The sequence below is a fragment of the Lentzea sp. HUAS12 genome, from assembly GCF_024125735.1.
Classification (GTDB): Bacteria; Actinomycetota; Actinomycetes; order Mycobacteriales; family Pseudonocardiaceae; genus Lentzea; species Lentzea albida.
Genome location: NZ_CP099738.1, coordinates 2,499,050 through 2,512,484 on the forward strand (window position 1 = coordinate 2,499,050; position 13,435 = coordinate 2,512,484).

The 13,435-nt window shown below is 72.1% G+C and carries 10 protein-coding genes; 4 read left to right on the forward strand and 6 right to left on the reverse strand.

The window, feature by feature from the left end; all coding sequences use genetic code 11:
• Positions 1–59: 59 nt before the first annotated feature.
• A complete protein-coding gene (locus tag ND450_RS11025; RefSeq protein WP_253326040.1) occupies positions 60–803 on the reverse strand; it encodes a FadR/GntR family transcriptional regulator in 744 nt (247 codons plus the stop codon).
• Between the two features lie 72 nt (positions 804–875).
• On the opposite strand from ND450_RS11025, the gene ND450_RS11030 reads away from it, so the two are divergent.
• Positions 876–2,033, forward strand: a complete 1,158-nt coding sequence (locus ND450_RS11030) for a mandelate racemase/muconate lactonizing enzyme family protein (protein WP_253326041.1) — start codon at positions 876–878, stop codon at positions 2,031–2,033.
• 237 nt (positions 2,034–2,270) lie between these two features.
• On the opposite strand, the gene ND450_RS11035 is transcribed toward ND450_RS11030, so the two are convergent.
• Entirely contained in the window at positions 2,271–3,794 is a 1,524-nt protein-coding gene (locus tag ND450_RS11035) for a non-reducing end alpha-L-arabinofuranosidase family hydrolase (protein ID WP_253326042.1), read from the reverse strand.
• Between the two features lie 230 nt (positions 3,795–4,024).
• Positions 4,025–5,995 (reverse strand): alpha/beta hydrolase, encoded by a 1,971-nt coding sequence (locus ND450_RS11040; protein ID WP_253326043.1) that lies wholly within the window; start codon positions 5,993–5,995, stop codon positions 4,025–4,027.
• A 107-nt stretch (positions 5,996–6,102) separates the two neighbouring features.
• Here ND450_RS11040 and ND450_RS11045 point away from each other — a divergent pair, with 107 nt between their 5' ends.
• Together ND450_RS11045 and ND450_RS11050 are read left to right on the forward strand one after the other, a co-directional pair.
• On the forward strand, positions 6,103–7,269 hold the full coding sequence (locus ND450_RS11045; protein ID WP_253326044.1) for a sensor histidine kinase: 1,167 nt from the start codon (positions 6,103–6,105) through the stop codon (positions 7,267–7,269).
• The gene (locus ND450_RS11050) at positions 7,266–7,940 is read left to right on the forward strand and encodes a response regulator transcription factor (RefSeq protein WP_253326045.1); all 675 of its coding nucleotides are present in this window, start codon (positions 7,266–7,268) and stop codon (positions 7,938–7,940) included. The genes ND450_RS11045 and ND450_RS11050 overlap by 4 nt, the downstream gene beginning before the upstream one ends.
• Positions 7,941–7,948: 8 nt before the next feature.
• On the opposite strand, the gene ND450_RS11055 is transcribed toward ND450_RS11050, so the two are convergent.
• The 3 genes from ND450_RS11055 to ND450_RS11065 are packed head-to-tail and all read right to left on the reverse strand — an operon-like array spanning position 7,949 to position 10,889.
• Positions 7,949–8,515, reverse strand: a complete 567-nt coding sequence (locus tag ND450_RS11055) for a biliverdin-producing heme oxygenase (protein WP_253326046.1) — start codon at positions 8,513–8,515, stop codon at positions 7,949–7,951.
• Positions 8,512–8,967 (reverse strand): response regulator, encoded by a 456-nt coding sequence (locus tag ND450_RS11060; protein ID WP_253326047.1) that lies wholly within the window; start codon positions 8,965–8,967, stop codon positions 8,512–8,514. Before ND450_RS11060 ends, ND450_RS11055 begins: the two co-directional genes overlap by 4 nt.
• On the reverse strand, positions 8,964–10,889 hold the full coding sequence (locus tag ND450_RS11065) for a PP2C family protein-serine/threonine phosphatase (protein WP_253326048.1): 1,926 nt from the start codon (positions 10,887–10,889) through the stop codon (positions 8,964–8,966). Before ND450_RS11065 ends, ND450_RS11060 begins: the two co-directional genes overlap by 4 nt.
• A 94-nt stretch (positions 10,890–10,983) precedes the next feature.
• On the opposite strand from ND450_RS11065, the gene ND450_RS11070 reads away from it, so the two are divergent.
• Positions 10,984–13,305 carry an ATP-binding protein gene (locus tag ND450_RS11070; protein WP_253326049.1) on the forward strand — a complete coding sequence of 774 codons (2,322 nt, stop codon included), beginning with the start codon at positions 10,984–10,986 and terminating at the stop codon, positions 13,303–13,305.
• The last annotated feature ends 130 nt before the right edge of the window (positions 13,306–13,435 follow it).

Genomic DNA, 13,435 nt, shown 5'->3' on the forward strand with positions numbered 1-13,435 from the left:
GCGGAGTACTCGCCGATGCCCCTGGAACGGGAACACCGGTGCATCGGTCGGGCGGTGCGCTACCGGCGCCCCGCGGCTCGTCTGGTCTTCTCCTCCCTCTCCGCGATGAGAGCGGAGTTGTTCGCGAGGTGCGTGCGCATCGCCGCGCGGGCACGGTCCGGATCGCGCGCGAGGATCGCCTCGTAGATCTCCGTGTGGTCGTGCGTGGCCTTGCGCAACGCGGCGGGCGCCTCGTTGGTGATGCGCCGGCTGGCCGTGCCGAGCCAGCGGGCCGAGTACATGATCCGGTCGAGAATGCGGTTGTCGGCCGCCCGGCAGATCTCCATGTGGAACTCGTGGTCGACCTCGAGGTAGGCGTTGGGATCCGCCTCGAGCTCGGCCATGCGGTCGACCTCGGCCTTGAGCCGCTCCAGCGCCTCGTCGGTGACGCAGGCGGCGGCCATCGCGGCGAGTTCGGGCTCGAGCAGCACGCGCATCTGGTGCAGCTCCTGGAGGAGCTCACCCACGAGCTCCGACGGCAGCCACTCGACCAGCAACGGGCTGAGGTAGTCCCACTCCGCAGGGGGACGCACGACGACGCGGCGGCCCTGCGCGACGTCGACGATGTCCAGCGAGGCGAGGATCTTGAGCGTCTCCCTCGCGACCACGCGGGACACGCCGAACTCCTGGGCGATGTCGAGTTCCGACGGCGCCCGCCCGTCCTCGATCTCGCCGCTGACGATGCGCCGGGTCAGGTGTGCGGCCACCTGCACCGGAAGAGTCCGGACCTTGACAGCGTCCGGAGACTCTTGTCCCCTTTGCATGTCATCAGCTTATAGGACAAGTTGAACATCGCGACAGTCCGTACTTCTGCACAACCCGACTTCGGGAGAGCTATGCGGATCGTGAACGTCACAACGGCGGTGGTGGCCTACCACGGTGAGGCCACGCTGGTGCGGATCGACACCGACGAGGGCCTCAGCGGGTACGGCGAGGCCAACCCCGACGCCGGCGCGGGAGCCGTCGTCGGCATGATCGAGTTCCTGACCCCCCTGCTGATCGGCGAGGACCCGCGCAACGTCGAGCGCTGCTGGGAGAAGCTGCGCCGCCACAAGGTCTTCGCGGGCCCGCAGGCCGGGGTGTTCGTGATAGCGCTGTCCGGGATCGAGATCGCGCTGTGGGACCTCGCGGGCAAGGCCGCGGGCCAGCCGGTCTACCGGATGCTCGGCGGGAAGTTCCGCGACCGGATCCGCCTCTACGCCGACTGCGGCGACGGCGACGACCCGGCGGGTTCGATCGCGGGCTGCGTCGACCGCGCCCAGCGCGTCGTCGCCGAGGGCTTCACCGCCCTCAAGTTCGACGTCGACAACCTCCGCCACCCGGCGAAGTACGACGACTACAACCACACCGTCAACGCCGCCGAGATCAGATCGATGGTCGAGCGCGTGGCCGCCGTCCGGGAGGCGATCGGCCCGGACGTCGACCTGGCCATCGACCTGCACGCCCGCTACGACCTGCCGAGCGCGTGCCGGATCTCGTGGGAGCTCGAGCCGTTCGACCTCATGTGGCTCGAGGAACCACTGCCCGCGGAGAACGTGGACGCGCTCGTCCGGGTCCGCGCGCAGACCCGCACCCCGATCTGCGCGGGCGAGAACCTCTACCTGCGGTGGGGTTTCCGCGAACTGCTCGAACGCGGAGCCGTGGACGTGATCGAGCCCGACGTGCCGAAGTGCGGCGGCCTCGCCGAGGCCAAGAAGATCGCCAACCTGGCGGAGCTGCACTACATCCCGTTCGCACCGCACCTGGTGTCGACGCCGCTCGGCACGATGGCGACCTCGCACCAGTGCGGGGCGATCCCGAACTTCCTCGTCCAGGAGTGGCACGCGCTCGACGAGCGCGCGGTGTGGGACAGCTACGTGCACGCGCCCGACGGGAGCGGGTCGATCGTGAAAGACGGGTACATCACGCTTCCCGACACGCCTGGGATCGGTGTGGAGCTCGACATGGACGGGGTGCGGGCGCACGCGGTGGCGGGGTACGGGGTGTTCGAGTAGCGCTCGGGAGGCGCTGCCGGGGAACCAGGTGAGGCTTGGGCGGGTGGAGCGGGTGGAATGCCCGCTCCGCCTGGAAGGGCACGGCCGGATCGCCCGCCGCCGGGCGGGAAGCCGGCAGCGGGAGGTGGGAGGCGGGCCACGGGAGGTGAACCGCGGCGTACGGGCCGCAGCCCCCACACCGAACGCAGCCGGCTCCCCCACCACCATGCGGGAGCCGGCCACGTCCTCACGCCCTCATCAGCGTTGCAGCGTCAACAGACCCGGCCGGTAAGGCAGGAGCCCGTAGTCACCGCCCGAGTTGGGATTGCGCCCCTGGTAGAGGAACTGGAGGTTGCAGGGGTCGATGGTCTTGGTCTGGTCCGGGTTGCTGCGGACCAGGTCGCCGTGGCTGATGTCGTTGGTCCACGTGGCGCCGCTGTTGGCCTTGCCCGCGAACGGGTTGCTCTCGGTGGCGGCCTGCGGTGTCCACGAGCCGTTGAGGCTGCTGGACGTGAACGAGCGGAAGTAGCGCCCGCCGCTGCCCATCGCCTCGACGATCATCAGGTACTGGTTCTGGCCCTGGACCTTGTAGACCTCGACGGCCTCGAACAGGTTCGCGGTCGTGTCGCTCATGATCTGCGTCCACGACGAGCCGAAGCTGCCCGGGAAGTTCCCGATCGGCATGGAGGCCCGGTAGATCTTGCCGTTGTCGCCGGCGAAGAACAGGTACATGTTCGTGCCGTCACCGATGAGCGTCTGGTCGATCGGGCCGGTGCCCGAGTTCGGGATGGTGCCGGTGAACAGGGTCTGCGCCGACGACCAGCCGTTCGGGTTGGTCGGGTCGCTCGACGTCCGGTAGCTGAACGTCGTCGGGCCCCACTGGTAGGTGAGCACCCAGATGTTCTTGGGGGCGAAGTAGAACAGCGTCGGGGCGACCGCGCCCGTGTTCATCGCGTTCTGGCTCGCCGAGCCCATGTCCGACCAGTTCGTGAAGGTGCCGAAGTTCATCGAGCCCCATGTGGTCCCGGTGTCGTGCGTGGTCGCGTAGACGAGGTGCCTGCCGTTGTACATGACGTGGGTGAAGTCCTTCAGCGACACCCAGCCCTGCCTCGGCTGGGCGAGCGGGCCGGTCGAGGACCAGCGGTAGGTCGACGGGAGCTGGCACGTGCCGCCCGGTGAGGTGGTGGTCGTGGTGGTGGGGTTCGTGCCGCCGACTCGGACGAGCTGCCACTGCTGGTTGGTCCCGTTCCAGTCGCTGTACTGGACGACGTTGGCGCCGTCCGCGGTCGAGCCGCCCTGGACCTCGACGGCCTTGCCGCTGTTGCGGTTGACCAGGCGGACGTACCCGCTGTCCGAGTCGGCGAGGCGGAACTGCTGGTTGGTGCCGTTCAGGTCGGACCACTGGACGATGCCGCCGCCGTCGGCGGTCGAGAAGTTGTAGACGTCGAGGACCTTGCCCGACAGCCGTGACTTGAGGCGGTAGTAGCCGCCGCCCGAGTCGACGAACTGCCATTGCTGCTGGTTGCCGTCGTTGCGCGCCCACTGGGTGATGCGCGCGCCGTCGTTCGTGGCGAGGTTGTAGACGTCCAACGCCTTGCCGCTGTTGCGGTTGACCAGCACGTACCAGGCGCTGGTGTCCACTGTGGCCGCGGAGACGGACGTCGCGCCGAAGGCCGCGAGCAGGCCCCCGAGCAGGACGGCGACGGCGGCGCTGATGCCCGCCATCCGGCGGCTGCGGGCGCGGGAGGCGGAGGTGTGCGGGTGATGGCCTGGTCCGGCCATGAGCATGCTCCTCTTCGTTGAGGTCGGTGCGACAAGCGCACGAAGGGTCAACCGGCCGCTTGCGCCGAGCGGTTCGGTTGTGCGCATCCCCGGACGGACCGCGATCTCCAGCGGTCCGTCCCACACTGTGGAGGACGCCCCACACCTGGTCAAGAACGCGTCGAACGCGTTCGACGGGGTCGTTCGCCGCGACCCCGTCGAATGCCGTCGAACGGCGTCGGCCTACCGCGTCACGCGCCGGCCGGTCCCGCTGCGGGTTCGCGCAGGAACATCAGGACCAGGTTGACGGCCACCGCGGCCCCGACGACGGCCGTGAGCGGGGCGGCCAGACCGGGCAGCGCCCAGGTTCCCAGCGCCGCACCGAGGAAGGCCGCACCGACACCCGCGACCAGGCCCCTGCGCCGGACCTTTCGAGTCCACTCAGGACGGACCCACGCCAGGTAGGCGCCGAGCCCGATCAGCGCGCCGACGCCGGGAACGACCGCGGTGGCGCTGACCACGTAGTCGTCCGGGTTGACCGTCCACACCACCAGCACGCCGAGGAGCCAGCCGCCCAGTCCGAGCGGAAGTGCCGTGAGGGCACGGATCCACGCGCTCCTCCTCGGGGAGAACCCACCGCGGCGCCGTGCGGAGCGGGCGATCAGTGCCAGCACCACCAGGCCGAGGAGCGCGCCGCCGACCGCGACACCGATGAGGAGCCTCGCGATGGTGGACATGCTCGTGGGCACGTCGCCAAAGGCAACCGGCCGGGGGTCGAAGCCGGAGTCGTCCACCTGTCCGGTGGCGTAGAAGGTGGTGAGCATGTGCTTGCTCGCTTCCGGGCGGTGGTCCCAGAAGTCGTAGGTGTGGCCGAGTCCGGACAGGACGACCTGCTTGCCGCGGGACAGCGACGGGAGCAGGTCCTTGGTGGCGAGCTGGGACGGGGTGGAGAAGTCGATCTCACCGCTGACGACGAGCGTCTCGACGTCGCTGGGGCGCACGGTGCGGTGGTCGGCGTTGTCGGGGCTGTCCGGCCACACCGTCGCCACGCCCGACGGACCCGCCCAGAGGAAGTCGGTGGAGGCGTTGCCGAGGATCGAGCCGGGGTCGCCGCCGGCGTCGTAGTAGCGCCGGTTCGCCGGTGCGTCGATCATGGCGAACGAGGCGAACTCGCCCCACACCAACGAGTCCGGCAGCACCACGTCACCCAGCACCGACATCGCCCACAGGGCACCGGTGTCGCCGCTGAGGTACGCGTCGAGCACGGTCGGGGCGCTGTTCGGCGCCTGGGACTTCCCGTTGTGGTGCAGGGCGTACTGGCTCAGCACGCGGACGTTGGTGTCCTTGACGGCCAGCGGTCCCCAGCGCTGCGGCATCGCGGTGGCGATGTCGCGGACCGACGCGGCGAGGTCCGGGGTGCGGGCCGCGCACCCGGCATCGGCGCGGCACAGGCCGGTGTACTGGCCGAACTGCGAGTCGGTGGTGTGCGGGTCCCAGAACAGGTGGCCGGGCGTGTTGACCGACACCATCACGGACCGCCCCAGCGACTCGGGGTGCCGCCACGAGTAGATCATCGCGGTGCGGGTGCCCGCGCTGGAGCTGATCAGGTTGATCCGGTCGTAGCCCAGGGCCGTGCGGGCCGCCTCGAAGTCCTCGATCCGCTGGACGATCGAGTACCCGGTGAGGTCGACGCCGTCCCCGGTCAGCCGCTCGGCGCACAGCTCGAACGCCTTGCCGGTGGCGGGCAGGGTCTTCTCCTCGGCGATCCCGTCACCGTTGCGCATGGACGCGGCGACCTCCGGGCAGTCCAGGCGTCGTGACCCGTCCACCCCGCGGTACCCGACGAGCACCACGTCGCCGGTGCCGGTGAGCCTGCTCGCCTGCGGGAAGTCCATGTTCGTGGCGCCGGGGCCACCGCCGAGCCGGAACACCGGCGCGCCCGGATCCGGGGTGGTGGCGCGGATCCTGGTCACCGGCAACGCGATGAGGTCCGAGGCGGGGTCGCGGCGGTTCTCCGGCACCACGAGCGTGCCGCAGTCGGCGGCGAGGGTGCCGGACTCGGTGGTGTAGTCGCAGGGCTCGGTCGTCAGGGAGCCGGGGGCCGCCCCGTCCGGCACGGTCATCGTCCCCTCGGGACTCACACCGAGGTAGGCGAGGCCGAGGAGCACGGCACCGGCGAGTCCGGCGGCGACCGTCAGCCGGGAGGGCTTGATCGAAGGCATGGGAGAAACCTAGGAATTCCCGCGTCCGCGATCTTCCCCGCGGCGAGGAGAACCGTCTCCCTCGCGAGGGGGATGCCGCGGGCCCCGTCTCCTGACATCGTCTGCGGGTGATCAACAGCCAGTCGCTGTCCCGTGCGCGGACCAGTCTGAAGCGCCAGTCCTATGTGGTCGCGGGCGTCTGCGCCGTGGCCGACGTGCTGTCGTTCCTGGTGCAGGACCTCCCGGTCAACGGCGCGTGGATCGTCGCGCTGGTCGCGATCGTCGTGGCGGACGTGGCACTCGCCGGACGGACGAGCTGGTCCGGAGCGGTCGCGGTCGTCGCCGTCGTGGTCAACGCCGGGGTGGCCGTGCTGCTCGGCGGTCCGCGGACGCTGCGGCTGAACGAGACCGGGGTCCTCGTCGCGTCCTACCGGGCGGGCGCGTGGCTGCGCGGGTGGCAGGCGAGGGCCTCGCTGCTCGCGGTGATCGGCGGGCTCGTGCTCGCCCACCTCGCCCGCGGGTACGTCCTCGACTGGCACGTGCTCGTGTCGGCGGCGAAGGTCGGGCTGGTCTCGTGGCTCGTCGGCCGCTACACCACCTCCCGGCGGGCCTACCTCGACGAGATGAGACGGCAGGCCGAGCAGGAGGAGCGCGAGGCGAAGGACGCCGTCGACGCCGCGATCGCCGAGGACCGCGCGGCGATCGCCCGCGACCTGCACGACGTGATCACCCACCACGTCAGCGCGATCAGCGTGCACGCGGGCGCGGCACGACTGCGGCTCACCAGGACCGCGGGCGACGAGTCCGCGCTGAGGTCCGTGCGGTCGGTGGAGGACTCCAGCCGCACCGCGCTGCACGACCTCAGGCAGATGCTCGATCTCCTGCTCGGGCAGCGCCCCAAGGCCGACCGCGACCCCGGCCTGGCCGACGTCACGACGATGGTGGAACGCCTGCGGGAGACCGGGCTCGAGGTGCGGCTGGACGTCTCGGGCACGCCGCGCGCCCTGCCGCCGGACCTCGACGCCGCGGTGTTCCGCATCGTCCAGGAGATGCTGACCAACGCGCTGCGCCACGGCGACGGCGGTCCCGTCGAGGTCGCGGTCCACCACTCCGGCGACCGGCTCCACGTCGAGACGGTCAACCCCTCGTCCGCCGGTGAGGGACGGGAAGGGCGTGGTCTCGCGGGCATCCGCGCCCGCGCCGAGGAGTTCGGCGGGGTGCTCGACCGGGGCCTGCTGCCGGACGGCCAGAATTGGCGCACCGCCGTCACGTTCCGCTTCGGAGGCCCCGCATGACCATCACCGTCCTGGTCGCGGACGACCACGCGGTCTTCCGCTCGGGCCTGCGCGCCATCCTCGACACCGAGGACGACCTGGAGGTCGTCGCCGAGGTGGCCGACGGCGACCAGGCCGTGGACGCCGCGCTGCGACTGCGCCCGGACGTGGCCGTGCTCGACATCAGCATGCCGCGCCGCGACGGTCTCGGTGCCGCCACCGCCATCCTGGCCGCCCCCGGCAACCGCACCCGGATCATCATGCTCACCACGCACGACACCGACGAGTACGTGCACCGCGCGATGAGCGCGGGCGCCCGCGGGTTCCTGCTCAAGTCGATGCCGCCGGAGGAGATGATCGCCGCGGTGCGCATCGCGGCCCGCGACGACGTGCTGATCGACCCGTCGATCGTGCGGCGGCACCTCGCGCGCTTCGCCGACACCCTCAGCGCTCCCGCTCTCCCCGGCGACATCGACCGGCTGACGGCCCGCGAGCGCGAGGTGTTGCTGCTGCTCTCCCGTGCCCACACCAACTCCGAGATCGCCGCGCTGTTGCACGTCGGCGAGGAGACGGTGAAGTCCCACGTGTCGAGCATCCTGCGCAAGCTCGGACTGCGCGACCGGACGCACGCGGTCGCGTACGCCCACCTCACCGGGTTCGCCGGGCAGGGCAGGGCTTCCGGCGGGAGGTGAGCCGCCGGCTACCCGTTCCGGTCGGGCAGGGCGCCGCCCAGCCACTCCCGGAACAGCCCGAAGTGCGCGTTCGCCGCCGCGACGGCGACGTCCGCCTCCTCGTCGGGCACCACGGCCTCCGCGAGCGCGCCGAACCGCCGGAATCGCCGCCGCGCGTCCCCGTCCGAGGCGAAGAACGACACGGGCACCGGACCGAGCGCCTGCCCGACCCAGCGCGTGATCAACTGCCCGCCGAGCCGTGCGCCCTCCACGACGTACAGGGAGCCGACGAGCGCGGGCAACGCCTCGACGTCGGGCGGTGACGACCGCGGCAGCGAAGCGATCCGCGAGGAGCTCCACCCGAGGCCTCGCAGGTCGGAGGTCAGCCGGTCGGTGTCGGGCGCCAGGTCCCACGGCAGCCGGTGTGCGGCGGCGGACGCCGTCAGCGCCTTCTCCAGCGGTTCGTGGAACCCCAGGAACGCCGCCAGCACCTCGCTGTAGCGCGCGGGCGTGAGTCCGGAGAGGAACGCGAGGTCGTCCTCCAGCGCCTGGTGGGCGGCGCGCGTGTCGGTGCGCAGACGCGTCAGCAGGGTCACGCCACGGGCACTTCCGGCGGGGCGCCGGGGCGCACGAAACCGTTGGTGTGCCAGTACTCCACGGCACCCTGCAGCACGGTCCGGAACAACGTGAAGTTGACCGGCTTGTAGACGTAGCTGTCCGCGCCCGCCTCGGAGCACCGGTCGATGTCCGCGGACGTGGTCGACGAGGTGAACACGACGACGATCACGTCCCTGAGCCGCGGGTCCGCGTCGGCCCGGAGTTCCTGCAGCACCCGGAACCCGTCGGTGCCCGGCATGTTCAGGTCGAGCAGCACCAGCACCGGGTGCGGCAGGGCGTCGTCGCGCAGCCGGTCCGGGACGCGGTGCCCGTCGTGCAGGAACTCGAGCACGAGCTCCGGGTGCGACCGGGACAGGGCGCGCAGGATCGCCTCCCGGTCCTCCTCGCTGTCCTCCACGACCAGCACCACCTGTTCGCCGCTCGCGGTCACAGGACCTCCCACCACGTGCCGGCTCCTCCGCTGATCTCGATCCGCGCCCACCCGGCGTCCCCGTCGACGATGACGGTCACGTCCTCGTGCCCCGCCGGACCGTCGATCCGGTCCGGCAGGCCCGGTCTGCCCAGCTCCCGCACGGCGGCGAGCGCGGCGTCGGCCGCCTGGTCCGCGGGCAGCACCGCGTCGAGGTGCCGGGGGCCGCGGTACCGGATGAGCAGCACGGCCGCGTCGTCGTCCACGGCGTACCGCCCGTCGCCCGCGACCAGTGCGGCGGCCATCTCGGGCAGCGGCAGGTCGTGCAGCGCGGCGAGCGTCGGCTCCAGGTCCTCGTCGCCGAAGAACGCCCCGGAGGCGTCGCGCGCCTCGACCAGGCCGTCGGTGAACAGCACCACCGAGTCGCCGGGTCGGAGCACGTCGTCGGCCTGGGTGAACGAGACCTGGTCGAGCACGCCGACCAGGTGGCCGCGGCAGGCCGTCTCCTCGACCGCGCCGTCTCGCCGGATGATCACGGGCGGCGGGTGCCCGGCCGTCAGCGACCGCATCGGCAGGCCGTCCGGTCCCGCCTTGCCGAACGTGACGGCGGCGAGGGTGAGGAACTTGCCGACGCGGTTGCGCAGCATCTTGGCGTTGAGCAGGCGCACCGCGTCCTCGGCCCCGCCGCCCTCCTCCAGGATGGTCTCCACGGTGTGCCGGGCGAGGCCGGTGAGCGCGGCGGCCGCGGCGCCACGGCCGCAGACGTCGCCGATGAGGGCGGTGAAGCGGTCGTCCGGCTGCCGCACGACCCCGTAGAAGTCGCCGCCCACGTCCAGCAGGTGGCCCGCCACGTTGTACCCGGTCGCCAGCTCGACGCCGTCGATCGCGGGCAGCACCGACGGCAGCAGGTGCTGCTGGAGCTCCTCGACCTCGGCGCGGCGCTGGCTGTAGAGGGTCGCGTTGTCGATGGCGAGGGCGGCCCGAGCCGCGATGTCGCGCACGAACTCCCGCGTGGGCACCCGGCGGGCCCCGGCGCGGTGGAAGAACGTCAGCACGCCCAGCAGCCGGCCCCGCGCCCGCAGGACCGCGCTGGTCATCAGCTCCAGGCCCACGTCGGCGGGCAGCCCCGACGGCAGCGGGTCCACCTCGTCGCCCGCCGTCACCGGCAGTCCGGCCCACCGGCCCTGGCGCAGGTGGTCGTTGAGCAGCCGTTCGCGGTGCACGTCCACGTGCGCGGCGGCGATCTGCTTCAGCGCGCCGTCGCGCCGGACGTGCACGGCCGCCCCGTCCGCGAGGCCCGGCACCGCCATCCGCACGACCGACCGCAGGGTCTCCTCCACGTCGAGCGAGCCCGCGAGCCGCAGCGAGACCTCGGCCAGCACGGCGTCGGCCGCCAGCCGGTTGTCGAGCAGCGCCTGGTCGGCGATCCGGTCGTCGGCCGCGATGACGACGTCCGCGATCTGCTCCAGCGCCCGCGCGACCACCTCGTCCTCGGGGGCCCGGTCCAGTGCGACGAGCAGCAGGCCGTTGTCGCCCTCCGCGGCGTGGAACGACGCCGCGACCACCGCGGTGCCTCCGACCTCGCGCATCCGCTCGCCCAGCGCGGGCGCGAACGACGAGAGCTCGGCGACACCCAATTCGGTGATCTTCGCCTGCCCGGCCGGGCGTGCCTCCAGCTCCTCGGAGCCCGTGACCCACGGCGCGACGTCCGCGGCGAGACCCGCGGGGCCGCTCAGCACCCCGTGCTCGTGGTCGGCCCAGCGCACGACCAGCACGGTGCCGTCGGGGCCCGTCCGCGCGCCGAGCACGCCGCGCACGTGAGGCAGTTCCAGCAGTCCCAAGTAGAGTTCCTTGGCGAAGACCTTGGTGCTGCCCGCCGAGAACGCGCTGCGCCACAACGCGTGCAGGAGCTCGGGCCAGGTCGGTGCGTCACCTGCGCTCATCCGATCCGGTCCCCCGTTCCCGCGTTCGTCCGCCGCTCCCTGCGGGACGGTCTTCGCCCCGGAAACCGTACGCCCACCGGAAGCAGGAACCAGCATGCAGGACGAGCAGGCGCTCCCGCTCACCGGCCAGGACGGGCTGGACGCGGAGTGGACCCGTGCCGCACAGGCCGAGGCGGAGGCGGGCACGACGTCGTTCGACATGACGGTCTGCCTCACCGAGCCCATCCACCTGCTGGGCGGGATCCAGTCCCACGGCGCGTTGCTGGCCGTCGACGACGCGGGCGTGGTCGAGGTCGTCAGCGCGAACACCGGCGCCGTGCTCGGCAGCGAGCCCGAGGACCTGCTCGGCACCGAGGTGGAGGCGGTGATCGGGACCGAGGGCGTCGCGGCGGTGCGGGCCACGCTCGACGCCCCGACCGGCGACCGGGGTCTCTGCGCGGTCGTGCTGCCCTCCTCGGGGGAGAGCTTCGACGTCACCGTGCACCGGGCGGACGGCCGGACCGTGCTCGAGTTCGAACGCCGTCCCGTGCAGGACACGTTCCGCTTCTCCCAGTTCTACCCGCGCCTGCGCACCTCGCTCACGAAGCTGCAGCACGAGCGGACCGTGGTCGACGTGTGCGCGTCGGCCGTGGCGGAGATCCGCGCGCTGACCGGCTACGACCGGGTGGTGGCCTACCGCTTCGACGGTGAGGCGGGGCCCGGTGAGGTGATCGCCGAGTCGGTCGCCGACGGCCTGGAGCCGTGGCTCGGCCTGTGGTTCCCGGCGACCGACATCCCGCCCCAGGCGCGGCGCCTGTACGAGCGCAACTGGATCCGGGTGATCCACGACGTGGACGACGAGACGGCGACGCTGCTCCCCCAGGTGCTGCCCGGCACGGCGCAGCCGCTCGACCTGTCCGACTCGGCGTTGCGCACGGTGTCGTCGTTCCACCTGGAGTACCTGCGCAACATCGGGGTCGCGTCGTCGATGTCGGTGTCGTTGCTGCACTCCGGGTCGTTGTGGGGTCTCATCGCGTGCCACGGCGTCACGCCCCGGCGGCTGGACCCGGAGGTGCGTTCGGCGTGCGAGTTCTTCGGCGTGACGCTGTCGCTCCAGCTCGCCGCGCTGGAGGAGGCGCAGACCTCCCGTGCCCGCCACGACACCCGCACGGCGCTGTCGCGCCTGGTCACGGAGCTGAACACGGACATCACCCAGTCCGTGCGGACCAGCGTCGACCTGCTGCACGAGCTGATCGACGCACGGGCCGTGGTGCTGCGCCTCGACGGCGAGACGACGGTCGTCAGCGGCCAGGACCCGGACGCCCTGAAGCCCGGCCTCGCCGCGTTGTGGGACGTGATGCCGCACCTGACCGCCGGCGAGGTGTGGAGCACGGACAACCTGTCCTCGCACGACGCCTCCCTGGCGCCGCACGCCGAGCAGCTCAGCGGCGTGCTCGTGCTCGCCCTCGGCGGCACCGGCGACCTGATCGCGTGGGTCCGTCCCGAGCGCCGTGCCGCCAGGACGTGGGCGACCGACCCGAGCACCCCGGTGCGCCTGGGCGAACACGGCGAACGCCTCACCCCGCGCGGCTCGTCGGCCGTCTACCAGGCCTACACCCGAGGCTGCAGCGTGCCGTGGACCACCTCCGACGAGGCTGTGGCGGGTGAGTTCGGCCGGGCGATCACCACCCTGGTCCTGCGCCACAACGCCCGTCTCACCGCCCTGAACGAGGAACTGAACCGCGCGAACCGCGACCTCGACACCTACGCCCACGTGGCAGCGCACGAACTCAAGGAACCCCTGCGGGGCATCTTCAACTCGACGGCGTTCATCCGCGAGGACGCGGGCGACCTCGACGACACGACGGTCCGCCGCCTCGACACCGTCCAACGCCTGGCCCAGCGCATGGACGAGCTCATCAACTCACTCCTGCACTTCGCCCAGCTGGGCCACGGCGCCCTGCGCCCGCAGCGGATCGACCTGCGCGACGCCGCCCTCGCCGCACTGGAGGTCGCGGGCCCCCGCCTCGCGGAGCGCGAGGTGGACGTGGTGCTGCCCGAGCCGGGCCTGGTGGTGCACGCCGACCCAGACCGGCTGTCGGAGGTGCTGGTGAACCTGCTGGTCAACGCGGCGAAGTACGCCCGCCCGGAACTCCCGCGCACGGTGGAGATCACGCTGGCCCAGGACGCGGTGTCCGTGCGGGACAACGGCATCGGCATCCCGCCCGAGCACCGCGAGGAGGTGCTGCGGCTGTTCCGGCGGCTGCACCAGCGGGACGCGCACGGCGGCGGCCACGGCGCCGGGCTGGCGATCGTGCACCGGATCGTCGAGCGGCACGGCGGGGAGGTGCGGCTGGACGCGACGCCGGGTGGGGGCACGACGGTGACGTTCACGCTGCCCGACGGGGGTGGGCAGGGACCGCTGGGCTTGAGTTGACGGCGTGGGCGGGGCTGAGCAAGGCACGCCGACCGCGCGACTCCAGGCGGACGGCACGACCGAACGCCGCGTTCCTCCCCACCTGCGCGCATCCCCGCCGCCGGCACGCGGCCACCCGCAGGAGCGGGCA